Origin of the sequence: Pseudomonas sp. 7P_10.2_Bac1, from assembly GCF_025465935.1 — a bacterium.
GTDB lineage: Bacteria > Pseudomonadota > Gammaproteobacteria > Pseudomonadales > Pseudomonadaceae > Aquipseudomonas.
Genome location: NZ_JANLNV010000080.1, coordinates 55,612 through 82,603, shown reverse-complemented (window position 1 = coordinate 82,603; position 26,992 = coordinate 55,612). Strand labels below are relative to the sequence as shown.

At 59.4% G+C, this 26,992-nt stretch carries 27 protein-coding genes and 1 pseudogene; 7 read left to right on the top strand and 21 right to left on the bottom strand.

The window, feature by feature from the left end; translation table 11 throughout:
- Positions 1–66 precede the first annotated feature (66 nt).
- From NTD86_RS17210 to ccoN (NTD86_RS17140), 15 genes are all read right to left on the bottom strand, one after another.
- Complete coding sequence (locus tag NTD86_RS17210; RefSeq protein ID WP_262203950.1) at positions 67–750, bottom strand: sulfite exporter TauE/SafE family protein; 684 nt, start codon at positions 748–750, stop codon at positions 67–69.
- Complete coding sequence (gene ccoS / locus NTD86_RS17205) at positions 743–973, bottom strand: cbb3-type cytochrome oxidase assembly protein CcoS (RefSeq protein WP_262203949.1); 231 nt, start codon at positions 971–973, stop codon at positions 743–745. Before ccoS ends, NTD86_RS17210 begins: the two co-directional genes overlap by 8 nt.
- Positions 974–992: 19 nt before the next feature.
- Positions 993–3,443, bottom strand: a complete 2,451-nt coding sequence (locus NTD86_RS17200) for a heavy metal translocating P-type ATPase (RefSeq protein ID WP_262203947.1) — start codon at positions 3,441–3,443, stop codon at positions 993–995.
- A 65-nt stretch (positions 3,444–3,508) separates the two neighbouring features.
- The gene (locus NTD86_RS17195; protein WP_262203945.1) at positions 3,509–4,048 is read right to left on the bottom strand and encodes a FixH family protein; all 540 of its coding nucleotides are present in this window, start codon (positions 4,046–4,048) and stop codon (positions 3,509–3,511) included.
- A 12-nt stretch (positions 4,049–4,060) separates the two neighbouring features.
- Positions 4,061–5,476: a cytochrome c oxidase accessory protein CcoG gene (gene ccoG / locus NTD86_RS17190; RefSeq protein WP_262203944.1), complete on the bottom strand. Its 1,416-nt coding sequence runs from the start codon at positions 5,474–5,476 to the stop codon at positions 4,061–4,063.
- Between the two features lie 213 nt (positions 5,477–5,689).
- On the bottom strand, positions 5,690–6,100 hold the full coding sequence (locus NTD86_RS17185; protein WP_262203943.1) for a type II toxin-antitoxin system VapC family toxin: 411 nt from the start codon (positions 6,098–6,100) through the stop codon (positions 5,690–5,692).
- Complete coding sequence (locus NTD86_RS17180) at positions 6,100–6,351, bottom strand: type II toxin-antitoxin system Phd/YefM family antitoxin (RefSeq protein ID WP_262203942.1); 252 nt, start codon at positions 6,349–6,351, stop codon at positions 6,100–6,102. Before NTD86_RS17180 ends, NTD86_RS17185 begins: the two co-directional genes overlap by 1 nt.
- Before the next feature lie 116 nt (positions 6,352–6,467).
- Positions 6,468–7,445 (bottom strand): cytochrome-c oxidase, cbb3-type subunit III, encoded by a 978-nt coding sequence (ccoP, locus tag NTD86_RS17175; protein ID WP_262203941.1) that lies wholly within the window; start codon positions 7,443–7,445, stop codon positions 6,468–6,470.
- Complete coding sequence (locus tag NTD86_RS17170; RefSeq protein ID WP_262203940.1) at positions 7,442–7,633, bottom strand: cbb3-type cytochrome oxidase subunit 3; 192 nt, start codon at positions 7,631–7,633, stop codon at positions 7,442–7,444. Before NTD86_RS17170 ends, ccoP (NTD86_RS17175) begins: the two co-directional genes overlap by 4 nt.
- Before the next feature lie 5 nt (positions 7,634–7,638).
- On the bottom strand, positions 7,639–8,247 hold the full coding sequence (gene ccoO / locus NTD86_RS17165; RefSeq protein ID WP_410016990.1) for a cytochrome-c oxidase, cbb3-type subunit II: 609 nt from the start codon (positions 8,245–8,247) through the stop codon (positions 7,639–7,641).
- Between the two features lie 2 nt (positions 8,248–8,249).
- A complete protein-coding gene (ccoN, locus tag NTD86_RS17160) occupies positions 8,250–9,692 on the bottom strand; it encodes a cytochrome-c oxidase, cbb3-type subunit I (RefSeq protein WP_262203937.1) in 1,443 nt (480 codons plus the stop codon).
- 297 nt (positions 9,693–9,989) lie between these two features.
- The gene (gene ccoP, locus NTD86_RS17155; RefSeq protein ID WP_262203935.1) at positions 9,990–10,928 is read right to left on the bottom strand and encodes a cytochrome-c oxidase, cbb3-type subunit III; all 939 of its coding nucleotides are present in this window, start codon (positions 10,926–10,928) and stop codon (positions 9,990–9,992) included.
- On the bottom strand, positions 10,921–11,115 hold the full coding sequence (locus NTD86_RS17150; protein ID WP_262204117.1) for a cbb3-type cytochrome oxidase subunit 3: 195 nt from the start codon (positions 11,113–11,115) through the stop codon (positions 10,921–10,923). Before NTD86_RS17150 ends, ccoP (NTD86_RS17155) begins: the two co-directional genes overlap by 8 nt.
- Before the next feature lie 15 nt (positions 11,116–11,130).
- Positions 11,131–11,739 (bottom strand): cytochrome-c oxidase, cbb3-type subunit II, encoded by a 609-nt coding sequence (ccoO, locus tag NTD86_RS17145; RefSeq protein WP_262203934.1) that lies wholly within the window; start codon positions 11,737–11,739, stop codon positions 11,131–11,133.
- Between the two features lie 10 nt (positions 11,740–11,749).
- On the bottom strand, positions 11,750–13,174 hold the full coding sequence (gene ccoN / locus NTD86_RS17140) for a cytochrome-c oxidase, cbb3-type subunit I (RefSeq protein WP_262203933.1): 1,425 nt from the start codon (positions 13,172–13,174) through the stop codon (positions 11,750–11,752).
- Positions 13,175–13,246: 72 nt separating this feature from the next.
- Here ccoN (NTD86_RS17140) and NTD86_RS17135 point away from each other — a divergent pair, with 72 nt between their 5' ends.
- Positions 13,247–13,933: an alpha/beta family hydrolase gene (locus tag NTD86_RS17135; protein WP_262203932.1), complete on the top strand. Its 687-nt coding sequence runs from the start codon at positions 13,247–13,249 to the stop codon at positions 13,931–13,933.
- Positions 13,934–13,996: 63 nt separating this feature from the next.
- On the opposite strand, the gene NTD86_RS17130 is transcribed toward NTD86_RS17135, so the two are convergent.
- The 3 genes from NTD86_RS17130 to acnA all read right to left on the bottom strand — a co-directional run bounded on the left by NTD86_RS17130 (position 13,997) and on the right by acnA (position 19,338).
- Complete coding sequence (locus NTD86_RS17130; protein ID WP_262203930.1) at positions 13,997–15,562, bottom strand: methyl-accepting chemotaxis protein; 1,566 nt, start codon at positions 15,560–15,562, stop codon at positions 13,997–13,999.
- A gap of 114 nt (positions 15,563–15,676) precedes the next feature.
- Positions 15,677–16,468, bottom strand: a complete 792-nt coding sequence (locus tag NTD86_RS17125) for a CPBP family intramembrane glutamic endopeptidase (protein WP_262203929.1) — start codon at positions 16,466–16,468, stop codon at positions 15,677–15,679.
- 128 nt (positions 16,469–16,596) lie between these two features.
- Entirely contained in the window at positions 16,597–19,338 is a 2,742-nt protein-coding gene (gene acnA, locus NTD86_RS17120; RefSeq protein ID WP_262203928.1) for an aconitate hydratase AcnA, read from the bottom strand.
- Between the two features lie 215 nt (positions 19,339–19,553).
- Here acnA and rlmM point away from each other — a divergent pair, with 215 nt between their 5' ends.
- The 3 genes from rlmM to pdxB are packed head-to-tail and all read left to right on the top strand — an operon-like array spanning position 19,554 to position 22,093.
- Positions 19,554–20,630 carry a 23S rRNA (cytidine(2498)-2'-O)-methyltransferase RlmM gene (gene rlmM, locus NTD86_RS17115; RefSeq protein ID WP_262203926.1) on the top strand — a complete coding sequence of 359 codons (1,077 nt, stop codon included), beginning with the start codon at positions 19,554–19,556 and terminating at the stop codon, positions 20,628–20,630.
- A gap of 14 nt (positions 20,631–20,644) precedes the next feature.
- Entirely contained in the window at positions 20,645–20,893 is a 249-nt protein-coding gene (gene tusA, locus NTD86_RS17110; protein ID WP_262203925.1) for a sulfurtransferase TusA, read from the top strand.
- 57 nt (positions 20,894–20,950) lie between these two features.
- A complete protein-coding gene (gene pdxB / locus NTD86_RS17105; protein WP_262203924.1) occupies positions 20,951–22,093 on the top strand; it encodes a 4-phosphoerythronate dehydrogenase PdxB in 1,143 nt (380 codons plus the stop codon).
- Between the two features lie 67 nt (positions 22,094–22,160).
- Here pdxB and NTD86_RS17100 read toward each other — a convergent pair whose 3' ends face one another.
- A complete protein-coding gene (locus NTD86_RS17100; RefSeq protein ID WP_262203923.1) occupies positions 22,161–22,331 on the bottom strand; it encodes a PA1571 family protein in 171 nt (56 codons plus the stop codon).
- A 263-nt stretch (positions 22,332–22,594) separates the two neighbouring features.
- On the opposite strand from NTD86_RS17100, the gene NTD86_RS17095 reads away from it, so the two are divergent.
- Complete coding sequence (locus NTD86_RS17095) at positions 22,595–24,352, top strand: ABC transporter transmembrane domain-containing protein (RefSeq protein WP_262203921.1); 1,758 nt, start codon at positions 22,595–22,597, stop codon at positions 24,350–24,352.
- 74 nt (positions 24,353–24,426) lie between these two features.
- Here NTD86_RS17095 and NTD86_RS17090 read toward each other — a convergent pair whose 3' ends face one another.
- Entirely contained in the window at positions 24,427–24,708 is a 282-nt protein-coding gene (locus tag NTD86_RS17090; RefSeq protein WP_048368843.1) for a pyrimidine/purine nucleoside phosphorylase, read from the bottom strand.
- Positions 24,709–24,798: 90 nt separating this feature from the next.
- Positions 24,799–25,341 (bottom strand): exonuclease domain-containing protein, encoded by a 543-nt coding sequence (locus tag NTD86_RS17085; protein ID WP_262203919.1) that lies wholly within the window; start codon positions 25,339–25,341, stop codon positions 24,799–24,801.
- A 210-nt stretch (positions 25,342–25,551) separates the two neighbouring features.
- Between NTD86_RS17085 and NTD86_RS17080 the strand changes: the two genes are divergently transcribed.
- Both NTD86_RS17080 and NTD86_RS17075 read left to right on the top strand, forming a co-directional pair.
- Positions 25,552–26,328, top strand: a complete 777-nt coding sequence (locus tag NTD86_RS17080) for a substrate-binding periplasmic protein (protein WP_262203918.1) — start codon at positions 25,552–25,554, stop codon at positions 26,326–26,328.
- A 78-nt stretch (positions 26,329–26,406) separates the two neighbouring features.
- A pseudogene (locus NTD86_RS17075) lies at positions 26,407–26,973 on the top strand (GNAT family N-acetyltransferase); the annotation flags it as partial.
- Between the last annotated feature and the right edge of the window lie 19 nt (positions 26,974–26,992).

The following is a 26,992-nucleotide window of genomic DNA, read 5'->3' as shown; positions in this document are numbered from 1 at the left end:
ATAGGTAACACCTTGATTTGCATCAACGCCAGCTCTGGCCCGTGGGCTTTGTGAACACGGGCTTGTTCAATGCCCCATCAACCAGTGCTGGTGCGGGCCGGGCAAGGTCCAGAGGCCGAACAACATCACCAGCACTCCGCCGGCCATACGGGCACTGCGCTGGCGCAGCAGGGCGGTCATGCGTTCGGCTGCAAGGCCCGTTGCCAATAGCACTGGCCATGTCCCGAGGCCAAAGCCCAGCATCAGCAAGGCACTGTTCAGGGCACTGCCCTGGCTGGCGGACCAGAGCAGTGTGCTGTACACCAATCCGCACGGCAGCCAGCCCCACAAGGCGCCAAGCAACAGGGCGCGGGGAATGCTCGACACCGGCAGCAGGCGGTTTGCCAGCGGCTGGATATGCCGCCACAGGCCGCGCCCCAGGCCTTCTATGCGCGTCAGGCCGCTCCACCAGCCCGCCAGGTACAAGCCCATGACAATCAGCAGCAGCCCGGCCAGCACACGCATCAGCATCGCCGCCGGGCTATTGGCGACAGCCCAGCCTGCCAGGCCCAGCAGTAAACCCGCCGTGGCGTAGCTGAGAATTCGTCCCAGGTTGTAAGCCAATAGCAGTTTGAAGCGTCGGCTGCGTTGCTCTTTGGGAATGGCGAAGGTCAGCGCGCCCATCAGACCGCCACACATGCCCAGGCAATGCCCGCCACCCAGCAGGCCCAGAATGACCGCAGACACCAGCAGCGGGGCCAACTCAAGCATGGGGTGGCGCCTGCTGGTCGGATTTGTCGATCGCCGCCCGCTGTGTGCCTTTGGCCTCTTCCACTGCCGCCGTGTGTTGCGGGTCCTGGTCGTCAAACAGAATGCTGTGCGCCGGGCTGTCCAGATCGTCGTACTGGCCGCTGTCCACGGCCCAGAAGAAGATGAAAATGGCAATTGCGACAATCAGCAAGGCCGCAGGAATCATGATGTAAAGCGCAGGCATAAAGGCTCCAGGCGACCGATCAGGCCGGTAGCGGGCGAGTGTCTGACGTGGGCTGAGTATGCGCCGCTCGTGGGATGCGGGTCAGGCGCAAGGCGTTGAGCACCACGATCAAGGAACTGACCGACATGCCGACTGCGGCCCAGATCGGTGTAATCCAGCCCAGCGCTGCAAAGGGCAACATAAGGCCATTGTACAAACCGGCCCACAGCAGGTTCTCGATGATGACTCGACGGGTCCGTCGTGCCAGGTCAAATGCCTGTACCAGAACCTGCAGTCGGTTGCACAACAACACCGCGTCGGCACTGGTCTTGGCCAGGTCCGTGGCCGAGCCCATCGCCACGCTGATATCGGCTGCGGCCAACACGGGTACGTCATTGACGCCGTCACCGAGCATCAACACTTTGCGGCCTTGGCTATGCAGCGCTTGCAGGACGTGCAGCTTGTCGTCCGGGCGCAATCCGCCCCGGGCTTCATCCAGTTCCAGTTCAGCCGCCACACTGGCAACCATGGGCGAACTGTCCCCCGACAGCAGCACCGTACGCCAGCCACGCGCCTTGCAGGCGGCCACTAACGCCGCAGCATCGGTGCGAAGGCGATCGTCGAGTACCAGCCAGGCCAACACACCCTCGGTGTCTCCCAGCAGTAGCCATTGGCCGGGTTCGCTTGGCATGACCGGCTCTGCACAGCCACTCAGCTGGCATACAAACCTTGGCTGGCCGATTCGCAAGCGCTGCCCGCCAACCCAGCCTTCAAGGCCCAGCCCCGGAGTGCTGTGCACGTCTTGAGCAGCGTGTGGGGCACGGCCAAAAGCGCGGGCAATCGGGTGCTCGGAGCGATTTTCGAGCGCGGCCGCGAGGGCCAGGCACTGATCGTTACCCAGATCGCGCAAGGGCCGAATGGCGCGCAAGGTCAGACGGCCTTCGGTCAGGGTGCCGGTTTTATCGAAAATCACAGTGTCGATCTGATTCAACCCTTCGATCACATGGCCGCGGGTCAGCAGCAAGCCAAGTGAGTGCAAGGTGCCAGTGGCGGCGGTCAAGGCAGTCGGGGTCGCCAGTGACAATGCGCATGGGCAGGTGGCCACCAGCATCGCCAGTACAATCCAGAACGCGCGGGCCGGGTCGAGCTGCCACCACAGCAGGCCGATCACTGCTGCTGCGATCAACGAGAACAGCAGAAACCATTGCGCAGCCTTGTCGGCGATTTCAGCCAGCCGCGGCTTTTCGTTTTGCGCCCGGTCCAGCAAGCGTACGATGGCTGACAGGCGGGTGTCCTGGCCCAGGGCCAGTACCTCGACCGTCAAGGCGCTCTCGACATTCAAGGTGCCAGCGGTGACCGCATCGCCCACGTTGTGCGGTTGCGGCAGGTATTCGCCGGTCAACAGGGATTCATCGATACTCGATTGACCGTCGACAATCCTGCCGTCGGCCGGCAGTACGGCGCCGGGGTGGACCAATACCTGGTCGCCCACGTTCAACTCGTTCAGCAGAATCCGTTCGCTCTGGCCGTTAGCCTGCAGGCGCAAGCACGAAGCGGGCAGCAGGTTGACCAACTGCGCGGTGGCTGACGCCGTGCGCTCACGGGCGCGACGTTCAAGGTAACGCCCGGCGAGCAGGAACAGGGCGAACATCCCGACGGCGTCGAAGTACAGCTCGCCATCCCCGGTCATGGCGGTCCAGATACCCGCCACATACGCGCCACCGATGGCCAGTGACACCGAGACATCCATGGTCAGATGGCGGGTGCGCAGATCACGCATGGCCCCTTTAAAGAACGGCGCACAGCTGTAAAACACGATTGGGGTTGTCAGAAAAAGCGCGACCCAGCGCAGGATGGTGTGCATCTCGAGGCTGAGATCGATATTGAACTCGGGCCAGGTGGCCATGGTTGCCATCATTGCCTGAAACCACAACAGGCCGGCAACACCAAGCTGGCGCAAGGCCAGACGGTTTTCACGGGCCAGTTGCTCGGTCGCGCGGTCCGCCTGATAAGGGTGGGCGGCATAACCGATCTGGCGCAACTCGCGCAGGACATCGCTCAAGGGTAACTGGCCGTCAGCCCAGCGCAGGTGCAGACGATGGTTGGACAGGTTGAGCCGGGCTTCACTCACGGCGGGCAGGTGAAGCAAGTGCTTTTCAATCAACCAGCCGCACGCGGCACAACTGATGCCTTCGATCAGCAGCGTGGTTTCGGCTTGCTCGCCCTCGTGCCGGACAAAAGGCTTCTGCACGTCGGGGCGGTCATACAAGACCAGTTCTTCTACCAGTTGCACCGGCAGGGCCTGGGGGTTGGCAGAGGCTTCGCTGCGGTGCTGATAGTAGCTTTGCAGCCCGCCCGCCACGATCGCTTGCGCTACCGCCTGGCACCCCAGGCAGCAGAATTCACGGTCCTGGCCCAGCACCTCGGCGGTAAACCGGCTGCCGTGGGGAACGGGCAGGGCACAGTGGTAGCAAGGCGTGAGGGCAGTCATGAGGTGACGGGCACGTTCGGGCTGGGCAACATCGTGCTCAAGGCTGCACCTACGGTGTAATCCATTTAGTGACTGCGCTCTTCTGCGCCCTGGATCGGTTCATCGCCGAGCATCAGGTCTTTGTCATGATCCACAAGTTCTTCTTCAAACAGGCGCCAGGTCTTGCCATTTTCCACCCCCAGCAGTTCGACAAAGCGACGGCCTTCAACCTTGTCATCCAGTTGGCTGGTATAGCGCCCCGGCTCAGACGGGCTTTGGTTCAGGATGAGTCCACGGTCCTTTTCCGGTTGTGTGGGCGAGATCAGGTTCAGCTCCAGGGTCTTGGGGTGGCTGTTGCCCTCTAGCAGCAGCACCACTTCGCCGGTCAGTTCGTCGAGGCGCAGCTTGGCCTTCATGTGCAGGGCTTGCGCCAGCAGTTCGCGGTCCAGTGAGCGGTTGATGCCTTTGCCGGCCTCGTAGTAGTTGTCGTTGACCAGGTTGTCCGGGTTGTTAACGGCAATGGTGACCATCGACAGGGTGAGCGTCACCGAGCAGGTGAGAATGGCAATGATGATCCATGGCCAAATGTGCTTGTACCAAGGGCTGTAGGAATTTGTGGCGGGCATGGACAGTTTCTCTTAACGGATATGCGGGCCGATGAATCGGCTCTTGGCTTTGATAGTGATGTCGCTGTTATCGGCATCCTTGAGGATGAAAAACACCTCGTTGGTGCTGGATGGCAACTGCTCGGGGGCCACCGACAATTCGACTGGCAGGCTGACAATATCGCCTGCCGCGACGCTGATTTCGCGCTTGCCTTGCAGCTTCAGGTCCGGCAGACCGCTGGCTTGCAGCACATAAGTGTGGTCGCGCTGGTCCTTGTTCATGATTTTCAGGCTGTAGACGTTTTCGATCCGCCCTTCGGCGTTTTCGCGATAGAGCACGCGGTCCTTGCTGACATCCAGGCCTACCAGCGAGCGGGTGTAGAAAGCCGCAGCGAGCAGGCCGATCATGGTCAGCAACACCAGTGCGTAGCCAATCAGGCGCGGGCGCAACATATGGGTTTTCTGGCCAGACAGGTTGTGCTCGGTGGTGTAGCTGATCAGGCCGCGCGGATAGTGCATCTTGTCCATAACTTCGTCGCAGGCATCGATGCAGGCTGCGCAGCCGATGCATTCGATCTGCAGGCCGTCGCGAATGTCGATACCGGTAGGGCACACCTGAACGCATATCGTGCAGTCGATACAGTCCCCCAGGCCCTTTGCCTTGTAATCAGCGTCTTTTTTCCGCGGGCCGCGTACCTCACCGCGACGCGGATCGTAAGACACAATCAATGTGTCCTTGTCGAACATCACGCTCTGGAAACGCGCATACGGGCACATATAGATGCACACCTGCTCGCGCAGCCAGCCGGCGTTGCCGTAAGTGGCGAGGGTGAAAAAACCGACCCAGAAATAAGCCCAGCCATCGGCCTGGCCGGTAAAGAAATCGACAACCAGCTCGCGTATCGGGGCGAAGTAGCCGACAAAGGTCAAGCCGGTGACAAGGCCGATGAGCAACCACAAAGTGTGCTTGCTGAATTTGCGCACGAACTTGTTGGCGCTCATTGGCGCTTTGTCGAGTTTGATGCGCTGGTTGCGATCACCTTCGGTGATTTTTTCGCACCACATGTACACCCACGTCCACACGCTTTGCGGACAGGTGTAGCCGCACCAGACGCGACCCGCGTATACGGTTATGAAGAACAGGCCAAAGGCGGCGACAATCAGCAGACCCGAAAGCAGGATGAAGTCCTGTGGCCAGAACGTGGCGCCGAAAATAAAGAATTTGCGCTCGGGCAGGTTCCACCACACGGCCTGATGGCCGCCCCAGTTGAGCCAGACGGTGCCAAAAAACAGCAAAAACAGCAGGGTGCCACCGACCATGCGAACGTGGCGGAAGAAACCTTGAAAGGCGCGGGTGTAGATTTTTTCTCGAGCTGCGTACAGGTCGATACTGTCAGCGTTTTTATCGGCAGGCGGCGTAACGTTGTGGACCTGAATCTTATCGCTCATGAGTACTTACCACGGCAGTTAAGTGCCACGGCCAGTACGTGCCAACCGCGGTCAGAAGGTGTTGCGATGGCGCAATGATACCCCTGGGACTCTAGCTCAAGGGTGCGACCTTTGGTCGCGTTCCGAAGCGCCTTAACTTGGTATAGGAGTTGCTGTAAATCATGACGTGGATCAATTGACTTAAGGCGCCGAGTACAGGGTCAAAACCCTGGTTCAGGGCTCCCACGGGTTGAGTAGCGGTGCTCCACTGAGGGCGAAATCCTGAGTGTTGCGGGTCACGACTGTCATGCCGTGGACCAGGGCCGTTGCCGCGATCAGGGCGTCACATTCATTGCTGCGGTCAGGTACATGCAGGCGGGCGCAGCGTCTGGCAACCATGCTGTCAATCGACAATACGCGCCCGGCAAACGCCGGTATCACGTGGGCTTCGAGCCAGTTTCGCAACGGCGCAGCCTGCTGTGGGTCCTGGCGTTCCAGACGCAGGATGCCCGTTTCAATTTCCAGCAAGGTAATGGCCGAAATATACAGCTTGTAGGCGGGCACACTGCTGGCCCAGGCCACCACGCATGGGTGAGCCTGGGGCTTGCGGAGTTCTGAAACCACGTTGGTATCGAGCAGGAACATTAGAGGTCCACGGGGCGCGGCGCGATGATTGCTCGTTCGGGTTCGAATTCAACCGGAGGCGTTTCAGGCATGACGAGCAGGTCGACGATGCTTGCGTGCTGGCCGGTCAGTCGTTGGTACTCCTCCATGCATAGCAGTACATGCGCGGGGCGGCCACGGTCGGTGATGTAAACAGGCCCTTGTTGCGATGCTTTTTTGGCACCGCTTGTGTCTTGATTGAATTCACGGCTCGAAATCGTGGTGATGGTCATGGCGTGATCCTCTCCAAAAAGCTAATGTAGAAACGTTACTACTTTTGGCGACCCCCAACAATCTCGAAAACATGATGAAACAAAGCGCCCCTCAACCCGGGGCGATGCAATCGGGCTTACTCCGCAGGTTTGGCCTCATCGCCATGGGACAGGCTGTACACGTAGGCCGCCAACAGGTGCACCCTGTCGTTGCCTTGAAATTCGGCTTGCGCCGGCATCTGGCCCTTGCGCCCGTGGCGAATGGTCTGTTGCAACTGTGCCAGGCTGGTGCCGTAGATAAAGGCTGTGGGTGTGGTCAGGTCCGGTGCGCCGAGCAGCGGGTTACCTTTGCCGTTGGCGCCATGACAGGCCACGCAAGTGGTGTTGAAGGCTTGCTTGCCCGCGTCCAGATTGAACGAGGCGTCTTGCGGCAGCGGCAGGCCTGCGAGGTCATGACGAACATAGGCCGATACATTCTTGACCCCATCTTCACCCAGCACTTCACCCCAGGCTGGCATCACCCCGACACGCCCTGCCATGATCGTGGCCTTGATGGTGTTGGCATCGCCGCCCCAGCGCCAGGAGGAGTCAGTCAGGTTTGGAAAGCCGAACGCGCCTTTGGCATCAGAGCCATGGCACACCGCGCAATTGGAGGCAAACAGGCGACCGCCCATTTTCAGCGCTTGCGGGTCTTTGGCTACTTCTTCGATGGGCATGGCGGCGAACTTGGCAAAGATCGGCCCAAATCGGGCGTCCGACCTGGCCATTTCCTTTTCCCATTCATGCACGCCGGTCCAGCCGGTCTGGCCATTGGCAAACGGGGTCTGTTCTTTGGTGTCCAAATACTGGTAACCCGGCAGCAGGCCTTTCCAGTTACCCAGGCCCGGGTACAGCACCAGGTAACCCAGGGCGAAGATGATGGTGCCCACAAACAGCATGAACCACCATTTAGGCAGCGGATTGTCATATTCCTCGATCCCATCGTAGGCGTGCCCGACTTTTTCTTCGGTCTGCTCGCTGCGCTGGCCCTTGCGCGTGGCAAACAGCAGCCAGGTCAAGGCGAAGAGGGTGCCCAGGGTGAGGACAGTGACGTACACACTCCAGAACTCGGTCATTTGTTTTTGCTCCTGGACGCTTGTTCTTGCTCGACGTGCTTGATGGCTTCGGGGTCGTCCTTGAACGGCAACAGCGTTGCGTCGTCAAACTCGGACTTGCGCTTGGGGCTGAACACCCACAAGGCCAGACCAATAAAAGCCACCATCACCACCAGCGTGCCCAGGCCACGAATCATCCCGATATCCATTCAGATCACCGTTTGCTCTTGATGAGTGTGCCCAGGCCCTGGAGGTAAGCCACCAGGGCGTCCATTTCAGTCTTGCCCTTCACTGCGTCCTTGGCACCGGCAATGTCGGCATCGGTGTAAGGCACGCCCAGGGTGCGCAAGACTTCCATCTTCTTGGCCGTATCCTTGCCGTCCAGCGTGCGCTCAACCAGGAAGGGATAAGCCGGCATGATCGACTCTGGCACCACGTTGCGAGGGTTGTACAAGTGCGCGTGGTGCCAGTCATCGGAGTAACGTCCGCCCACCCGGGCCAGGTCCGGGCCGGTGCGTTTGGAACCCCACAGGAACGGGTGGTCCCATACGCTTTCACCGGCAACCGAGTAATGGCCGTAGCGCTCGGTCTCGGCACGGAACGGGCGGATCATTTGCGAATGGCAGCCCACGCAGCCGTTGGCGATATAGATGTCGCGGCCTTCTAGCTCCAGCGCGCTGCGAGGCTTCATGCCTTCCACCGGGTTGTTGGTCACGTCCTCGAAAAACAAGGGAACGATTTGTGTCAGCCCGCCGATACTCACGGCAATGACCATGAGCAAGGCCATCAGGCCAAGGTTCTTCTCGATAGTGTCGTGCTTGATCATCAGTGGGCTCCCACAACGGCAATCGTGCTCGCGGCTTCGGCTTGCGCCGGGTTCGAGGCACGGATGGTGCGGAACACGTTGTAGGCCATGAACAGCATGCCGCTGGCGAAAATGGCTCCGCCGATGGCGCGAACGATAAAGCCGGGGTGACTGGCTTGCAGGGCTTCCACGAACGAGTAGGTCAGCGTGCCGTCATCGTTGATCGCTCGCCACATCAAGCCCTGGGTGATGCCGTTGACCCACATGGAGGCGATGTACAGCACGGTGCCGATGGTGGCCAGCCAGAAGTGGATGTTGATCAGGCGAATGCTGTACATCTGCGTCTGGCCGTAGAGGCGCGGGATCATGTGGTACATCGAGCCGATGGTAATCATCGCCACCCAGCCCAACGCACCGGCGTGAACGTGGCCGATGGTCCAGTCGGTGTAGTGGGAGAGGGCGTTGACGGTCTTGATGGCCATCATCGGGCCCTCGAAAGTCGACATGCCGTAGAACGCCAGCGAGACCACCAGAAAGCGCAGGATCGGGTCGGTACGCAACTTATGCCAGGCGCCCGAGAGGGTCATCATGCCGTTGATCATGCCGCCCCAGCTGGGGGCCAGCAGAATGATCGACATGGCCATGCCCAGTGACTGTGCCCAGTCCGGCAAGGCGGTGTAGTGCAAGTGATGCGGGCCGGCCCAGATGTACAGGGTGATCAGCGCCCAGAAGTGCACGATCGACAGCCGATACGAGTAAATCGGCCGTTCGGCCTGCTTGGGCACGAAGTAATACATCATGCCCAGAAAGCCGGTGGTCAGGAAAAACCCGACTGCGTTGTGGCCATACCACCACTGGATCATGGCATCGGTGGCGCCTGCATAGGCCGAGTAAGACTTGAAGAAACTCACTGGCAGCGACGCGTGGTTGACCACGTGCAGCATGGCCGTCACCACAATGAACGCACCATAGAACCAGTTGCCCACATAGATGTGCTTGGTTTTACGCCGGGTTATGGTGCCGAAAAAGACAATACCGTAGGCCACCCAGACGATGGCCAGCAGGATAGCCAACGGCCACTCCAGCTCAGCGTATTCTTTGGTGGTGGTGTAGCCCAGCGGCAAGGTGATGATTGCCCCGAGGATGACCGCTTGCCAGCCCCAGAAGGTGAACGCGGCCAGGCGGTCAGAGATCAGCCGCGTCTGGCAGGTGCGCTGCACCACGTAAAAAGACGTCCCGAACAACGCGCAGCCACCAAAGGCAAAAATCACCAGGTTGGTGTGCAAGGGGCGCAGACGACCGAAGGTTGTCCACTCAAGATCCAGGTTGAGTTCAGGCCACACCAACTGTGACGCAATAAAGACCCCAAGCCCCATGCCCAGGATCCCCCAGACCACCGTCATGATGGCGAACTGGCGGACGACCTTATAGTTATAAGCAGTCGGATTGATTGCTGTGCTCATCGCAAGGTTCCACGGTTTTATAGTTATTAGGGGCAAAATGGTCGCAAGTATGGATAAAGCATAGGGCTATTGCAACGCAGCCTGACCCCGGCATCTGCCTTGCAGCCCTTGTTCTGCGGCCTTCCTGCAAAAATCCATGGATTGATTAACGCTGCGTGGAAGGGTGTGGCGAGGGGGCTGGCGAGCCAGCCCTGAGGGAGAAAGTAAAAGAGGAAAGACGGAAAGTCCAGATTTTGTTCACAATGTTGTATACATCTTTGTGGGGGCGACTCGCCGTCGCTCCTGCCGTGTCAGACGTTATTCCATGGTTTTTTCCTCTGAGTCACCTCGCGACAAGCTGTACACATAGGCGGCTACCAATTGCACCTTGTCGTTGCCCAACAGTTCGTTTTGCGCAGGCATATGGCCCTGACGACCATGGCGGATGGTCTGCTGCAATTGCGCCAGGCCGGTACCGTAGATAAAGGCAGCGGGTGTGGTCAGGTCCGGGGCGCCGAGCAGCGGGTTACCTTTGCCGCCAGCGCCATGACACGCCACGCAGGTGGTGTCATACGCTTGCTTGCCCGCGTCCAGATTGAACGACGCACCTTGCGGCAACGGCAGGCCTGCCAGGTCGTGGCGAACATAGGCCGAGACATTCTTGACCCCGTCTTCACCCAGCACTTCACCCCAGGCCGGCATCATTGCGATACGTCCGCCCATGATTGTGGCCTTGATGGTGTCGGCATCGCCGCCCCAGCGCCAGGATGCGTCCGTCAGATCAGGAAAGCCGAACGCGCCCTTGGCATCCGAGCCGTGGCACACCGAGCAGTTGGACGCAAACAGGCGGCCGCCCATTTTCAGCGCGGCAGGGTCCTGTGCCACCTGCGCGACGGGCATCGCCGCGTACTTGGCAAAAATTGGTCCGAACCGGGCATCGGCCTTGTCCATCTCCTTTTCCCACTCGTGGGCGCCGGTCCAGCCATCCTCATAACCCGGCAGCAGGCCTTTCCAGTTACCGAGGCCCGGGTAGAGGATCAAATAGCCGACCCCGAACACCAGCGTGCCGATGAACAACAGGAACCACCAGCGTGGCAGCGGGTTGTCGTACTCCTCGATGCCATCAAAGCTGTGACCCATGGTTTCGTGGGTCTCGCTCTTTTTCTCGCCCTTGCGTGTACCGAACAGCAGCCAGGTCAGACCGATCAGCGTGCCAATGGTCAATACGCTGACATAGAGACTCCAGAACTCAGACATTTTTGTTACTCCTGGCCGCTTGTTCCTGCTTGACGTGTTTGATGGCCTCGGGATCGTCCTTGAATGGCAGCAGGGTCGCGTCATCGAACTCTGCCTTGCGTCGCGGGCTGAACACCCACAGCGCCAGACCGATAAATGCCACTGCAACCACCACCGTGCCTAACCCGCGAATCATTGCGCTATTGATCTCAAACACCATGGCTTACCTCTTGCTCTTGATCGCAGTGCCGAGCACTTGCAGGTAGGCGACCAGCGCGTCCATTTCGGTTTTGCCTTTGACCGACTGTTTGGCATTGGCAATGTCTTCATCGGTGTAAGGCACGCCGAGGGTGCGCATCACTTCGAGTTTTTTCGCGGTATGGCTGCTGTCCACTGGCGTCGATACCAGCCACGGGTAAGCCGGCATTTTCGATTCGGGCACGACGTTGCGCGGGTTGTACAAGTGCGCACGGTGCCAGTCATCCGAGTAGCGACCACCCACCCGCGCCAGGTCCGGCCCGGTGCGCTTGGAACCCCACAGGAACGGGTGATCCCACACGCTTTCGCCGGCCACCGAGTAGTGGCCATAACGCTCGGTCTCGGCACGGAACGGGCGGATCATCTGCGAGTGGCAGCCCACACAGCCTTCACGGATGTACACGTCACGGCCTTCGAGTTGCAGCGCGGTGTAGGGCTTCATGCCTTCTACGGGCGTGTTGGTCACGTCCTCGAAAAACAGCGGCACGATCTGCGTCAGGCCGCCGACACTCACGCACAGGATCATCAGCAACAGCATCAGACCGATATTCTTTTCAATCACTTCGTGTTTCATGGCGGACTCCTCAGGCCATCTGCGCTGCAGCGACAACTTCAGCAGGCTCGGCATGACGCACGGTGCGCCAGGTGTTGTAGGCCATCAGCAACATGCCACTCAGGAAAATCGCTCCGCCGATCAACCGCACGACGTAGCCCGGATGGCTGGCCACCAGGGTTTCGACGAAGGAGTAGGTCAACGTGCCGTCGGCGTTGACGGCTCGCCACATCAGGCCCTGGGCGATACCGTTGACCCACATCGAGGCGATGTAGAGCACGGTGCCGATGGTGGCCAGCCAGAAGTGCGCATTGATCAGGCCGATGCTGTACATCTGTGGGCGGCCGAAGACTTTGGGGATCATGTGGTACATCGCACCGATGGAAATCATCGCCACCCAGCCCAGCGCCCCGGCGTGCACATGGCCGATGGTCCAGTCGGTGTAATGGGAGAGGGCGTTGACGGTCTTGATGGCCATCATCGGGCCTTCAAAGGTCGACATGCCGTAGAACGCCAGCGAGACCACCAGAAAGCGCAGGATGGGGTCGCTGCGCAACTTATGCCAGGCGCCCGAGAGGGTCATCATGCCGTTGATCATGCCGCCCCAGCTGGGTGCCAACAGAATCAGCGACATCACCATGCCCAGCGACTGCGCCCAGTCTGGCAATGCGGTGTAGTGCAAGTGGTGCGGCCCAGCCCAGATGTACAGGGTAATCAGCGCCCAGAAGTGCACGATGGACAAGCGATACGAATAGATCGGTCGCTCAGCCTGTTTGGGCACGAAGTAATACATCATCCCCAAAAAGCCCGCCGTCAGGAAAAAGCCCACGGCGTTATGGCCGTACCACCACTGAACCATGGCGTCAGTAGCGCCACCGTACAGCGAGTAAGACTTGGTGAAACTGACCGGGATTTCCAGATTGTTGACGATGTGCAAAATCGCCACGGTGACGATAAACGCGCCGAAAAACCAGTTGCCCACGTAGATATGCCTGGTCTTGCGCTGCATGATCGTGCCGAAGAACACGATGGCGTAGGCGACCCAGACGATGGTGATCAGGATATCGATCGGCCACTCCAGCTCGGCGTATTCCTTGGAGCTGGTGTAACCCAATGGCAGGCTGATGGCCGCCAGCAGAATCACCAGTTGCCAGCCCCAAAAGGTAAATGTCGCGATCCTGGGGGCGAACAGCGTGGTTTGGCAGGTGCGTTGCACCGAGTAAAACGAGGAGGCAAACAGTGCACAACCGCCGAACGCGAAGATCACCGCGTTGGTGTGCAGTGGGCGCAACCGCCCGAAACTGGTCCAGGGCAAATCGAAGTTCAGTTCGGGCCAGACCAACTGCGCAGCGAGCAAAACGCCGAGCCCCATACCGACGATGCCCCAAACCACCGTCATAATGGCAAATTGGCGGACCACCCTATAGTTGTAGGCGGTACTGATAGAAGTGTTCATGGTTCCCCATCCACGGATCAGGCGAGTGCAATGCACGCCTGGAGTTATAGGCAGACTAAAAGCGAGGCAAGCATGGGCGTAGGCAGCAAAGTGGGTATTGACGAGGATCAATGGGCGAACTGCGTGCAGACACGGGGCTGGCTGTGGGACGCAGCGCACACCGCGTCAGCGACCACACTGATCCTGGCTCACGGCGCAGGCGCGCCGATGGACAGCGCCTGGATGACCGGGATGGCGCAGCGCCTTGCTGCACGCGGGGTCAACGTGCTGCGCTTCGAGTTCCCGTATATGGCGCAACGTCGCCTCGAGGGTGGCAAACGGCCGCCCAACCCTCAGGCTAAATTGCTGGAAAGCTGGCGCGAGGTGTACAGCGAGGTGCGACGGCATGTCGCTGGGCAATTAGCCATCGGCGGCAAGTCCATGGGCGGGCGCATGGCCAGCCTGGTGGCGGATGATTTGGCTGTGGATCGGCTGGTGTGCCTGGGGTATCCGTTCTATGCCGTGGGCAAGCCGGAAAAACCCCGGGTTGCGCACTTGGCCGAACTGCACACGCCGACCCTGATCGTGCAAGGCGAGCGCGACGCGCTGGGCAATCGCGAAGCCGTGCAAACCTACTCGCTGTCGCCGAGCATTGAAGTGGCGTGGTTAGCGGCGGCGGATCACGATTTGAAGCCGCTCAAAGCGTCAGGCTTCACCCACGAGCAGCATCTGGACAGTGCAGCAGACAAGATAGCCAGCGGGTTGAAGTTGGCCTTGTAGGCGTGAGCGTGCCGAGCGATCTTTTGCCATAGAAGATCAAAAGATCGCCGGCTTCGCGCCTCGTCAGCGGTTAAACCGCTCCACCAGCGAATATTGGATATTCACGGTCTGCGCCAGTTCTTCACTCAAAAGCGCTGAGTGCTGCGCCTGTTCCGAGGTCTGGTCAGCCAAGTCGGCAATGGTGCTGATGTTGCGGCTGACTTCTTCGGCCACGGCACTTTGCTCTTCGGTGGCGGCAGCAATCTGGGCGGTCATGTCGGTGATATTGGCCACTGCTTCACTGATCCCGACCAGCGCCGCGTCAGCTTCCAGTACCCGTGCTACGCCTTCTTGTGCCTGGCGATGCCCGGCGTCCATGGTGTTTACGGCGGTGGCAGCGGTCTGTTGCAGCTTGGCAATCAAGCCGTGAATCTGGCCTGTCGAGGTGCTGGTGCGTTGCGCCAGTTGCCGCACTTCATCGGCCACTACGGCAAAGCCGCGGCCCATTTCACCGGCACGTGCCGCTTCAATGGCGGCGTTCAAGGCCAGCAGGTTGGTCTGGTCGGCAATGCTCTTGATCACGTCGACGACACCGCCGATTTCGTCGCTGTCTTTGGCTAGCTGGGTCACCGTGGCGCCCGTTTCACCCACCACCACCGACAAGCGCTCAATGGCATCGCGGGTTTCGCCGGCGATGTTTCGGCCCTGGTGGGTCAGCCGATTGGCTTCCTGGGTGGCATCCGCAGTGCGCTGCACATGGTTGGCGACTTCTTGAGTGGTCGCCGCCATCTGGTTGACGGCGGTGGCCACCTGTTCGGTTTCAACCCGCTGGCGCTCCAGCCCGCTGGAACTCTTGTGGGCCAGCGCATCCGATTGACGTGCTTGCTCGCTCAAATGTTCAGCCGTGTCTTGCAGACGGGTCAGACAGGTCTTGAGGCGTGCTTCCTGGCTCAGGATGGACATTTCCAGACGCGCTTGCGGGCCGCGGCTGTCGGTGTACATCTGGGCAATCAGTGGGTCCGAGGTGGTCTGCTCGGCCAGACGCAGCAAACGCTTGATGCCGCGTTGCTGCCAGGTCAGGCCAAGCAGGCCCAATGGAATCGACAGTAACGCCGCCAAGGCAAAGCCCCAACTGGAGTTGAGCGCCGCGCCAATGAGAAAGCTCAGTTGGCTGACCAGAATAAACGGCAACCAGTCCTGCAAGACCGGCAGCCACTTGTCACGGCGGGGCACGGCGGGTTTGCCACGATTCAGGCGCTGGTACAGCGCTTCGGCGCGGCGGATCTGTTCGGCCGTCGGCTTGACTCGCACAGACTCATAGCCCACCACGCGTTCGTTTTCAAACACCGGGGTCACGTAGGCATTTACCCAATAGTGATCGCCGGACTTGCAGCGGTTCTTGACGATGCCCATCCACGGCATGCCCTTTTTAAGGGTGCTCCACATGTGCTCGAACACCGCTGAAGGTACATCCGGATGGCGTACCAGGTTATGCGGCGCACGCACCAGCTCATCACGCGAGAATCCGCTGATCTCGACGAACGCGTCGTTGCAGTAGGTGATCACGCCTTTGGTATCGGTAGTGGAAATCAACCGTTGCTGCGCGGGGAATGTACGCTCGCGCTGGGTGATGGGCTGGTTGTTACGCATGTCGTTTCAATCCGCAAGACTTTGAAAGGCTGTCGGCATGCGTAGGGAATTGTTTAATTAATATTTCGGTAGCCACCGCGTCGGTGAACGCGGTGGCTACCGTAGCGCCGATAACTAAGGCGCCAGCATCGGATAGGTAAAAAATGCCAAGTGCAGCACGTTGAGCCCAAAGTGCGTTGCGATCGCCGCACTTAGCCCACCAAAGCGATAGGCCAGGCCATAGCAAAGCCCGGCAATCCCCGCCAGCAGCACCCACTGCCAGCCAGCGCCGATGTGTGCCAGGCCGAACAACAGCGAGGCGATGACCAGAGCCAGGGTTTGCCCGTAAGGCAATTGCTTGAACCAGCGGCTCAACCCGCCCTGGAGATAGCCACGAAACAGCGCTTCTTCGACCAGCGTGACCAGTAGCAGGTTATTCACCAGCCAGAGGGTGCCTTGAGCCGGCCATTTGGGCGCCCAGCTAATGATGCCCAGTAGCAGCGCACCGCCCAGCGCGGTGATCGCAGCCAGCACCAGCCCCAATAACGTGGCGCCCACCGAGGCCCTCCAGTCAAACCGCGGTGCAATCCACGGGCACACCAGCAACAGCCAAAAGCCGATCAGGGATTTGTCCAGATTCAGGTACATCGAAAAAGGCACGGCATCCGGGGTCAGACGCTCGGGGTCGATCGCGCGACCGTTATGAAAGCCGGGCAACCAGTGCAGGGCCAAGGCCAGCGCCAACAACACAAACACTGCGTGCCCGGCATAGCGCAGCCATGATCGTTGGGTTTGGTGGGCAGCAAGCCCGCTCACCACCAGGGCGGCCAGGGCAATAACAGCTTGAACGCCTAATTGGCCATAGCTCAGGGCAATGCCGTAGCCGAGGGTCAAGAGGGCGAGATAAGGCCAGGGCAGGGCGATCATGCGAATCCTTGGGGGGGAGAAGGGCGCACGATTATTACAGACACAAACCCGTAGGAGCGAGCTTGCCCCGCGATCTTTCAAAGGTCAAAAGATCGCGAGGCAAGCTCACTCCTGCGGTTATTCAGTGTTTACGACGCAATCAACTGGCGTAGCACGTAGTGCAAGATGCCGCCCGCCTTGAAGTATTCCACTTCATTGAGGGTGTCGATCCGGCACAAGACTTCAACCTGTTCCTGTTGGCCATCTTCACGAGTGATCACCAGGGTCAGGTTCATGCGTGGCTGCAACTCGGCCCCGGTCAGCCCGAGAATGTCCAAGGTCTCCTTGCCGGTCAGTTTCAGGCTCTTGCGGTTCTGGCCCTGCTTGAACTGCAAGGGCAATACGCCCATGCCCACCAGATTGGAGCGGTGGATACGCTCGAAGCTTTCGGCAATCACCGCTTTGACGCCCAGCAGATTGGTGCCCTTGGCCGCCCAGTCTCGGCTTGAACCGGTGCCGTATTCCTGGCCGGCAATCACCACCAGCGGCGTTCCCGAGGCTTGATAACGCATGGCGGCATCATAGATCGCCAGTTTTTCGCCGGTCGGGATGTACAGCGTATTGCCCCCTTCTTCGCCACCAAGCATTTCGTTGCGAATGCGGATATTGGCGAATGTGCCGCGCATCATCACTTCATGGTTGCCACGGCGCGAACCGTAGGAGTTGAAGTCACGTGGCTCGACGCCTTTTTCGCGCAGGTAACGCCCGGCCGGACTGTCGACCTTGATGTTACCGGCAGGGGAGATGTGGTCGGTGGTCACCGAGTCTCCGAGCAGCGCCAGGATGTTCGCGCCTTTGACGTCTTCAATCACCGGCAATGGCCCGTCAATGTCTTCGAAGAATGGCGGGTGCTGGATGTAGGTGGAGCTGTCCTGCCACACATAGGTCGCCGCTTGCGGCACTTCGATGGCTTGCCATTGTTCGTCACCGGCAAACACCTCGGCGTATTCCTTGTGGAACATGCCGGTGCTGACTTGCGCCACGGCGTCGGCGATTTCTTTCTGGCTGGGCCAGATATCGCGCAGGTACACCGGTTTGCCGTCTTTGCCCACGCCCAGCGGCTCGCTGCTGATGTCGATGCGCACAGTACCGGCCAGAGCATAGGCGACCACCAGCGGTGGCGAGGCCAGCCAGTTGGTCTTGACCAGCGGGTGAACGCGGCCTTCAAAGTTGCGGTTGCCTGACAGTACCGACGCCACGGTCAGGTCGGACTGGGTGATGGCTTTTTCAATCGGCTCGGGCAGCGGCCCGGAGTTGCCGATACACGTGGTGCAGCCATAGCCCACCAGGTCGAAGCCCAGTTGGTCGAGGTAGGGTGTCAGCCCTGCCGCTTTGTAGTAGTCGGTGACCACCTTGGAGCCGGGCGCCAGCGAGGTTTTTACCCAAGGCTGACTTTTCAGGCCTTTCTCGACGGCTTTTTTGGCCACCAGGCCTGCCGCCATCATGACGCTCGGGTTGGAGGTGTTGGTGCACGAGGTAATGGCGGCAATCACCACGGCGCCGTTTTTCAGGCGATAGGTTTTGCCGTCCAGACTGTAATCCGCTTCGCCGACCAGATCGGCGTTGCCCACGGCCACGCCACCGCCGCCTTCACTTTCCAGGCGGCCTTCTTCTTTGCTGGCTGGTTTGAACTGCAAGTTCAAAAAGTCGCTGAACGCCTGAGCGACATTCGGCAGGGCAACCCGGTCTTGTGGGCGCTTGGGCCCGGCCAGACTGGCTTCGACGGTGCCCATGTCGAGCGCCAGAGTGTCAGTGAACACTGGCTCTTGCCCGGCTTCGCGCCACAGGCCCTGGGCTTTGCAGTAGGCCTCGACCAAATTGACCGTGTCGGCCGGGCGGCCCGAAAGCCGCAGGTAGTCCAGAGTGATCTCGTCTACCGGAAAGAAGCCGCAGGTCGCACCGTATTCCGGGGCCATGTTGGCAATGGTGGCGCGGTCGGCCAACGGCAAATCGGCCAGGCCGTCGCCATAGAATTCGACAAACTTGCCGACCACGCCTTTGCTGCGCAGCATTTGCGTGACAGTCAGTACCAGGTCGGTGGCGGTGATGCCTTCTTTAAGTTTGCCGCTGAGCTTGAAGCCCACCACTTCCGGGATCAGCATCGACACCGGTTGGCCGAGCATGGCGGCTTCGGCCTCGATCCCGCCCACGCCCCAGCCCAGCACGCCCAGGCCGTTGATCATGGTGGTGTGCGAGTCCGTGCCGACCAGCGTATCGGGGAAGGCATAGGTGCGGCCGTCTTCGTCTTTGGTCCAGACCGTGCGGCCCAGGTATTCCAGGTTCACCTGGTGGCAAATCCCGGTGCCGGGCGGCACGACACTGAAATTATCAAAGGCATCCTGGCCCCAGCGCAAAAACGCATAACGCTCGCCGTTACGCTGCATTTCGATGTCGACGTTTTGCTCAAAGGCGCTGGTACTGCCGAACTTGTCGACCATCACCGAGTGGTCGATCACCAGGTCAACCGGCGACAGCGGGTTGATCCGCTGCGGGTCGCCACCGGCCTTGGCCATCGCGGCGCGCATGGCGGCCAGGTCGACCACGGCGGGTACGCCGGTAAAATCCTGCATCAACACCCGGGCCGGGCGGTACTGGATCTCGCGGTCACTGCGGCGCTCCTTGAGCCACGCCGCGAGGGCCTTGAGGTCGGGTTCAGTGACGGTTTTACCGTCTTCCCAGCGCAGCAGGTTTTCCAGCAGCACTTTGAGAGACATCGGTAACTTGCTCAAATCGCCAAGGGTTTTGGCGGCGAGCGGCAAGCTGAAGTAGTGATAAGTCTTATCGGCGACTTTTAGTGTGGCGAGGCTTTTCAGGCTATCGAGGGAGGACATGAAATGACTCCTTTTGATCCGCACGGCACGGATCGTGGGGTACGAACAGAGCTATTAACCTAGCCCTGATTCAATGATCTGGCTAATAACTGGACTGTCTATACGGCTTCAAGGTTCCGAACTCAGTTATGATGCCCGCCTTTTCGTGACAGACCTTGCTCTGGGGCAAGGTTGCGCAGCGGTCTAATGTCTTGCCGCTGCCCAGGAGTAATTCAATGAACACCGTTTTTATGCATTGCCGACCCGGTTTTGAAGGCGAGGTCTGCTCTGAAATCTCTGAGCTGGCCGCCCGTCATGATGTGTCTGGCTATGCCAAAGCCAAGCCGGGCGCGGCCTGTGCCGAATTTGTCTGCACCGAAGCAGGCGGCGCTGAACGCCTCATGCAGCACGTGCGTTTTCGCGAACTGATTTTCCCTCGGCAATGGGCGCGTGGCGGTTTTGTTGACCTGCCGGAAACCGACCGGATCAGCGTGATTCTCGAGCACATGGCCGATTTTCCGGTGTGTGGCAGCCTGTGGCTGGAAGTGGTCGACACCAACGACGGCAAGGAACTCTCCAACTTCTGCAAGAAGTTCGAGGTGCATCTGCGCAAGGCGTTGCTCAAGGCGGGCAAGCTGGTCGAAAACGCCGATCACAAACCGCGCTTGTTGCTGACCTTCAAAAGTGGCCGTGAAGTGTTCCTGGGGCTGGCTGAGTCCAACAATTCGGCCATGTGGCCGATGGGCATTCCGCGCCTCAAGTTCCCGCGTGAGGCCCCGAGCCGTTCGACTCTGAAGCTGGAAGAGGCCTGGCATCATTTCATCCCGCGTGATCAATGGGATGAGCGCCTGCACAGCGACATGACTGGCGTTGACCTGGGCGCTGCCCCCGGTGGCTGGACCTGGCAACTGGTCAATCGCGGCATGCTCGTAACCGCCGTCGACAATGGCCCGATGGCCGAAAGCCTGATGGACACCGGCCTGGTGCAGCACCTCATGGCCGATGGTTTTACCTTCAAGCCCAAGCAGCCGGTGGACTGGATGGTCTGCGATATCGTCGAAAAGCCTGCCCGCAATGCGGCGATGCTTGAAGAGTGGATCGGCGAAGGGCATTGCCGCGAAGCCGTGGTCAACTTGAAGCTGCCGATGAAACAACGCTACGCCGAAGTGCGCCGTTTGCTCGACCGCATTGCCGACGGCTTCAAGGCGCGCGGTATTCAGGTCGACATCGGCTGCAAGCAGCTGTACCACGATCGAGAAGAAGTGACCTGCCATCTGCGTCGACTGGACGTGAAAAAGCCGAAATCTCGTTGATTCAGGAGTCTCTGATGAATGTTGCTGAACTGCCGGTTGACGGCACCCTGGACGCCAGCGGCCTGAACTGCCCTGAGCCCGTCATGATGTTGCACCAACACATTCGCGACCTGCCGGCGGGGGGCTTGCTGAAAGTCATTGCCACCGACCCGTCGACCCGGCGCGATATCCCCAAGTTCTGCGTGTTTCTGGACCACGAACTGGTGGGGCAGACAGAAGAGGCGGGCAAGTACCTGTACTGGATCCGCAAGAAGCTGGATTGATACGCGCCAAAATGTGTCAACAACGCCTACACTGCCACTCCTTGAAAGGAGCCTGCCATGCTGATTGTTGCTGATGAAAATATTCCGTTGATCGATGCATTCTTCGCCCAATTCGGTGAGATACGCCGTTTGCCGGGGCGCCAGATCACTCGGGCCGACGTGCACGATGCCGATGTGTTGCTGGTGCGCTCGGTGACCAAGGTCGACCGAGACCTGCTTGAAGGCAGCGCCGTGCGCTTTGTCGGCACTTGCACCATCGGCACTGATCATTTGGCACTCGATTATTTTCAGCAAGAGGGCATTCAGTGGTCCAGCGCACCGGGCTGCAATGCCCGTGGGGTAGTGGATTACGTGCTTGGCAGCTTGCTGACCCTGGCCGAGATCGAAGGTGCCGCCCTGCACCAGCGCACCTATGGTGTAGTGGGGGCCGGTGAAGTGGGCGGGCGGCTGGTGAGTGTCCTGAAAGGCTTGGGCTTCAACGTGCTGGTCTGCGATCCGCCGCGTCAGGCAGTCGAGGGCGATGGCTACGTGAGCCTTGAGCAGATCATCGAACGTTGCGATGTCATCAGCTTGCACACCCCGCTGGATAAATCCGGTGAACATCCGACCTGGCACTTGTTCGATCATCAGCGGCTGAACCAGCTCAAGCAAGGCACTTGGCTGATCAATGCCAGCCGGGGGCCGGTGATTGATAACAACGCCTTGCGTGACGTGCTGACTCAGCGCGAAGACCTGCAAGCGGTGCTGGATGTCTGGGAAGCCGAGCCGCAGGTGGATGTGGAACTGGCCGACCTGTGCGTGCTGGCAACGCCGCATATCGCGGGCTACAGCCTGGACGGCAAGCAGCGCGGTACAGCGCAGATTTACCAGGCGTTCTGCGATTTTCTTGGTCAGGAAGCGGTCATCAAGCTGGCGGACCTGCTGCCAGCACCTTGGCTGGCCAAAGTCGAGCTGAGCGCCGAGAGTGATCCGGCCTGGGCGCTGGCCATGTTGTGCCGGGGCGTCTACGACCCGCGCCGCGACGATGCGGACTTTCGCCGCAGCCTGGTGGGCACGGTGCAGGAGCAGAAACTGGCATTTGACGCGTTGCGCAAACACTACCCGGTACGCCGTGAAATCGAAGGCTTGCCGGTGCGGATAGTGGGGCAGTCGCAAGAGTTGACGCAGATGGTTAAAGCGTTAGGTGCAGAGTTGGCGTAGCAGCAAGCTTGCCTCGCGATCTTTTGACCTTTTTAAAAGATCGCGGGCAAGTCAGGTGTTGTCAGCTTCAGTCTTTGCTAGCAGGTTTGACCAAACGCTGTTCCAGTTCTTGGCAGGCGTTCTGAATCATCTCTTCAGTGATGAGAACTTCATTACCTTCAGCGTCGATAAAGGCGCACCCAGACAGTTGCTGGTGGGTGCGAATTACCGGTAATGCTTGAGTGTTGATTGATTCCATGGCCTGTCTCCTCATCAGGGTGTAGCGCTACTTTAGATCCGTTAAATGACCAAGCTGTTACATCACTTGGTGGAGTAACCCAGTCCAACAGAAATACCTGGAAACTTCCACCCTCACTTTAGAACTTTAACGCCTAGGGCTTGCGGCACCCGGTCATAATCAAAACGAGTGAGAAAGGTTTACCAGTCCCAGGGCCGGTTCGTTGTAGGCTGTGCAAGGCTTTTGCACATGCCCCCTCAGAGATTACCTTCCGGAACCCTTCGATGCTTTCTTCCCGTCAACGCCGCGCCATTCGTCTGGTTACCCATTTTGTCTCTCCTTATCGCTGGCATGCCCTCGGTGCCTTGCTGGCCTTGATCGTCACTGCGGGCATCACGCTGTCGATGGGGCAGGGCATTCGCATGCTGGTCGACAAAGGGTTCATGACTCAGTCGCCGCACATGCTTAACCAGTCCATTGGCCTGTTTTTGCTGCTGGTGCTGGGTTTGGCAGTGGGCACCTTCGTGCGTTTCTATCTGGTTTCGTGGATGGGTGAGCGGGTAGTGGCTGATATTCGCCGTCAGGTCTTCAACCACCTGATCGGTTTGCACCCCGGTTTCTATGAGAACAATCGCAGCTCTGAAATCCAGTCCCGGCTGACCACCGACACCACCTTGTTGCAATCGGTGATTGGTTCTTCCCTGTCACTGTTTCTGCGCAACAGCCTGATGGTCATCGGCGGCGTGGTGCTCCTGTTTATCACCAACCCCAAGCTCACCAGTATCGTGGTGGTCGCTTTGCCGCTGGTGCTCTCGCCGATTTTGCTCTTTGGCCGCCGCGTGCGCAGCCTGTCACGGCAAAGTCAGGATCGCATCGCCGATGTGGGCAGCTACGTGGCCGAGGCGCTGACCCAGATCAAGACCGTGCAGGCCTACAACCATGAACAGCAGGACCAGCAGCGCTTTGCACAAACGGTTGAAGGCGCATTTACCACCGCGCGTAAGCGTATTCTGCAGCGTGCGTGGCTGATTACCCTGGTGATCTCACTGGTACTGGGCGCAGTCGGGGTGATGCTTTGGGTGGGCGGCATGGATGTCATCGCCGGGCGCATCACCGGTGGCGAACTGGCTGCGTTTGTGTTTTACAGCCTTGTGGTCGGCAGTGCCGTCGGCACTCTGAGTGAAGTCATCGGCGAACTGCAACAGGCGGCGGGCGCGGCACAGCGGATCAGCGAACTGCTGCAGTCCAAGAGCCAGATTGGAGTGCCCGAAACGGGACTGCAGGTGCTGCCGGAACGGGTCGAAGGCAATTTGCGCCTTGAGGATGTGCTTTTTTCTTACCCATCGCGTCCCGAAAGCTACGCGATTGCGGGCCTGAGCCTGACGATCAACGCAGGCGAAACCCTAGCGTTGGTCGGGCCGTCGGGGGCCGGTAAATCGACCTTGTTCGACTTGCTGCTGCGATTTTATGACCCGCAGCAAGGGCAAATCCTGCTGGAAGGGCGACCTATCCAGCAACTGGACCCGCACGACTTGCGGCATTGCTTTGCCCTGGTCTCGCAAACCCCGGCGCTGTTCTTTGGTTCGGTCGAAGACAACATTCGTTATGGCAACCCGCAAGCGAGCGATGCCCAGGTAGAGGCAGCAGCGCGCATCGCCCATGCACATGAGTTCATTTTGCAGATGCCCCAGGGCTACAAAACCCACTTGGGCGATGGCGGTCAGGGGTTGTCGGGCGGGCAGCGTCAACGCTTGGCCATTGCCCGGGCGTTATTGGTAGATGCGCCGATTTTACTGTTGGACGAGGCGACCAGTGCGCTGGATGCGCAGAGTGAACACTTGATCCAGGAGGCGTTGCCAAGCTTGATGGAAGGCCGTACCACGCTGGTGATCGCCCATCGTCTGGCCACGGTGCAAAATGCCGATCGCATTGCCGTGATGGATCAGGGCAAGCTGGTAGCGGTAGGCACGCATGCCCAGTTGATTGCCAGTAACCCGCTGTATGCGCGCTTGGCGGCGTTGCAGTTCAACACAGCGGACTAAACCTGCAGGAGCGGGCTTGTTTTGATCTTTTTAAAAGATCACAAGACAAGCTCGCGCCTACAGGGCGTTCTAACTCAGCGGTACTCGCACAGGTAAGCGGTATCTACTGCGACCTCAAGCTGAAACTTGCTGTTGGCCGGTACGTTGAACTGGCTGCCTGTCTTGAAGGTTTCAAACTCGCTGCTGCCCGGCAGCTTGACCTTCAGCTCGCCCGAGACCACGTGCATGATTTCACGCTCGGCGGTGCCGAATTCGTATTTACCCGGGGCCATGACGCCAATAGTGGCTTTGCCTTCAGCTTGTGTGAACGCAATCGACTTGACGGTGCCGTCGAAGTATTCGTTGACTTTAAACATGGCGATTCCTCGGAATGGGTTAAAAAGGCTGGCCAGTATGCAGAAGCCGTTTTATCCCGTCACGCCCTTTTATGAAGGCTTTACGCCACACTAAACCTTGAACACCAATGGCAGCAAACGTGCGGTATTGCGAGCATCTTCGAGGGCGCGATGTTGCTGGCCGTTGAACTGCATGCCAGCCAGTTGCAGTGCGCTATTGAGACCCAGCGGCTGCTTGAGCTGGCGGACCTGGGCAAATTGCTGCTTGAGATTCATATGCGGCAACTGTGCCAGTGCGCTGTTGAGCTGCTTTTGTTGCCATTCCTGTTCCAGTTGCTTGCGATCGTACTCACCCCAGCTGGCCCAGCCTTCCAGTTTGGGCAAATGCTGGCCCAGCCAGCGCTCGAACTGTTCCCAGACCTGCCCGGTGGGGCTGGCATTGTCGATATTGGCCTGGGTGATATGGGTTAACTGACGACAAAAAGCGGTGAGCAGTGGCCGCCGTTGCGGGCGAACAAAGCGCTGGAAATGGTCTATTTCGCGTCCTGCACGCGTGACCACGCTGGCACCGATTTCGATGACTTCCATTTCTTCCAGAGGCCAGCCGCCGTCATCGGTGGTGGCCTCCAGATCAATTACCAGCCAGTGAGGCATGTGCAGCGTTCCTTAAACAACATCGGTGTCGAGGATGCAGCGTAGCTAAAGTGCAGCCACGGGGCACTTAATTTGTAATGGGCCTGCACCGCGCTTGCTTGCTAGTCTAGGCACGCTTAAATTACGGTCGTAATAAAGTCTGTACGTCTATTCATTAATAAGTTCCAGTCTTGGGCCTCCCAGATGTGCGCAGCGTTAAAGTGTTTGCCGATGTGGATGGCCCGCAGTGTGTTGTTGACGCTGGGTTTGACCTTGATCCCGTCTGCCTGGGCCGCGCAGGAAGTCCGGGTCGGAGCGGCGCATTTCCCGCCGTATATCGTGCGCCCCGAGCGCGGGTCCGATACGGGGCTGTTGCAACAGTTGTTGACGGCAATGAATCAGTTGCAAAACGACTACCACTTCACCCTTGTGCCCACCTCCATGGCGCGGCGTGTACGTGACTTCGATCAGGGGCGGGTCGATTTGATGCTTTTCGAGAGCTCGAACTGGGGCTGGAAGGGCATAGATTATGAATCTGTCGACCTTGGCCTGGCAGACTCCGAAGTGTTTGTCGCCAAGCAGCAGCCGGGTCGCGACCAGTCCTACTTTGACGATCTGAAGGGCAAGCGACTGGCACTCTTCACCGGTTACCACTACGCCTTTGCCAACTTCAACCCTTCACCGGCCTATCTGGCCAGCAACTTTGACGCGACCCTGACCTATTCCCATGAAAGCAACCTGCAGATGGTGTTGCGTGGTCGCGTAGACATGACCCTGATGACGTGCTCCTTCCTGACAGACCTGTTCAAGCACAACCCGCAGTACAAACCTCGGATTCTGGTCTCTAAACGTCTCGACCAGAGCTACCACCACTATGCGTTCGTCCGCCCGAACGGGCCGATCAAGACCGAAGAAGTGGCCCAACTGATCAAAACGCTTCGCGACAATGGCCAGTTAAAGGCGATCTTCGCGCCCTACAACATCGAAATGGTCGCTGGCGAGTCTTAAATTTTGTGCCACGGTCAACGTCACACTGCCTATCAGTAGACGAAAATCGTGAGCCCGAAAATGACTGCAACTGCTCCGCACCCGCAGCGCCCAGCCAAACCCCACGGCGAAGTCTATCGCCGCTTCGACCCGCAGATCGATGCCTGGATTTCACTGCGCACGTTGGACATTGACCTGGACCTGGAACGCTTCAATCGCTGGCAAAACACCCCGCGAGTTCTGGCGTTTTGGGATGAAGGCGGCAGCCTGGCCGACCATCGCCAGTACCTGGAGAAACTGGCGGCCGACCCGCACACCCTGACCCTGATCGGTTGCTTTGACGACCAGCCGTTCGCCTACTTCGAAGCCTATTGGGCCAAGGAAGACCGAATCGCGCCCTTCTACGACGCGGGTGACTATGATCGTGGCATTCACATGCTGGTGGGCGAGCAGGCCCATCGGGGGCCACACAAGGTTGCCAGTTGGCTGTCAGCCTTGACCGACTACCTGTTTGAAGATGACCCGCGTACTCAGCGCATCGTGGCCGAACCACGCGCCGACAACAGCAAAATGATTGGCTACCTGCAAGCCCGGGGGTACCAGCGCATCAAGGAGTTCGATTTCCCCCACAAGCGGGCCGCCTTAATGATGCGAGAGCGGGTGTAAGAGAGCAGTCGCCGACGCG

Excerpts from the sequence above, each read along its gene's own strand:
- ccoN (WP_262203937.1), bottom strand. The coding sequence starts at position 9,692 with ATGAGCACAGCAATCAATCCGACTGCTTATAACTATAAGGTCGTCCGC.
- tusA (WP_262203925.1), top strand. The coding sequence starts at position 20,645 with ATGAATGTTGCTGAACTGCCGGTTGACGGCACCCTGGACGCCAGCGGC.
- NTD86_RS17135 (WP_262203932.1), top strand. The coding sequence starts at position 13,247 with ATGGGCGTAGGCAGCAAAGTGGGTATTGACGAGGATCAATGGGCGAAC.
- NTD86_RS17100 (WP_262203923.1), bottom strand. The coding sequence starts at position 22,331 with ATGGAATCAATCAACACTCAAGCATTACCGGTAATTCGCACCCACCAG.
- ccoS (WP_262203949.1), bottom strand. The coding sequence starts at position 973 with ATGCCTGCGCTTTACATCATGATTCCTGCGGCCTTGCTGATTGTCGCA.
- NTD86_RS17090 (WP_048368843.1), bottom strand. The coding sequence starts at position 24,708 with ATGTTTAAAGTCAACGAATACTTCGACGGCACCGTCAAGTCGATTGCG.
- NTD86_RS17095 (WP_262203921.1), top strand. The coding sequence starts at position 22,595 with ATGCTTTCTTCCCGTCAACGCCGCGCCATTCGTCTGGTTACCCATTTT.
- NTD86_RS17170 (WP_262203940.1), bottom strand. The coding sequence starts at position 7,633 with ATGGATATCGGGATGATTCGTGGCCTGGGCACGCTGGTGGTGATGGTG.
- ccoO (WP_262203934.1), bottom strand. The coding sequence starts at position 11,739 with ATGAAACACGAAGTGATTGAAAAGAATATCGGTCTGATGCTGTTGCTG.
- NTD86_RS17130 (WP_262203930.1), bottom strand. The coding sequence starts at position 15,562 with ATGCGTAACAACCAGCCCATCACCCAGCGCGAGCGTACATTCCCCGCG.
- NTD86_RS17185 (WP_262203943.1), bottom strand. The coding sequence starts at position 6,100 with ATGTTCCTGCTCGATACCAACGTGGTTTCAGAACTCCGCAAGCCCCAG.
- NTD86_RS17195 (WP_262203945.1), bottom strand. The coding sequence starts at position 4,048 with ATGCCCGCCACAAATTCCTACAGCCCTTGGTACAAGCACATTTGGCCA.
- acnA (WP_262203928.1), bottom strand. The coding sequence starts at position 19,338 with ATGTCCTCCCTCGATAGCCTGAAAAGCCTCGCCACACTAAAAGTCGCC.
- NTD86_RS17080 (WP_262203918.1), top strand. The coding sequence starts at position 25,552 with ATGTGGATGGCCCGCAGTGTGTTGTTGACGCTGGGTTTGACCTTGATC.
- NTD86_RS17125 (WP_262203929.1), bottom strand. The coding sequence starts at position 16,468 with ATGATCGCCCTGCCCTGGCCTTATCTCGCCCTCTTGACCCTCGGCTAC.
- ccoN (WP_262203933.1), bottom strand. The coding sequence starts at position 13,174 with ATGAACACTTCTATCAGTACCGCCTACAACTATAGGGTGGTCCGCCAA.
- NTD86_RS17200 (WP_262203947.1), bottom strand. The coding sequence starts at position 3,443 with ATGACTGCCCTCACGCCTTGCTACCACTGTGCCCTGCCCGTTCCCCAC.
- pdxB (WP_262203924.1), top strand. The coding sequence starts at position 20,951 with ATGCTGATTGTTGCTGATGAAAATATTCCGTTGATCGATGCATTCTTC.
- rlmM (WP_262203926.1), top strand. The coding sequence starts at position 19,554 with ATGAACACCGTTTTTATGCATTGCCGACCCGGTTTTGAAGGCGAGGTC.
- ccoP (WP_262203935.1), bottom strand. The coding sequence starts at position 10,928 with ATGTCTGAGTTCTGGAGTCTCTATGTCAGCGTATTGACCATTGGCACG.
- NTD86_RS17210 (WP_262203950.1), bottom strand. The coding sequence starts at position 750 with ATGCTTGAGTTGGCCCCGCTGCTGGTGTCTGCGGTCATTCTGGGCCTG.
- NTD86_RS17085 (WP_262203919.1), bottom strand. The coding sequence starts at position 25,341 with ATGCCTCACTGGCTGGTAATTGATCTGGAGGCCACCACCGATGACGGC.
- NTD86_RS17180 (WP_262203942.1), bottom strand. The coding sequence starts at position 6,351 with ATGACCATCACCACGATTTCGAGCCGTGAATTCAATCAAGACACAAGC.
- ccoP (WP_262203941.1), bottom strand. The coding sequence starts at position 7,445 with ATGACCGAGTTCTGGAGTGTGTACGTCACTGTCCTCACCCTGGGCACC.
- ccoG (WP_262203944.1), bottom strand. The coding sequence starts at position 5,476 with ATGAGCGATAAGATTCAGGTCCACAACGTTACGCCGCCTGCCGATAAA.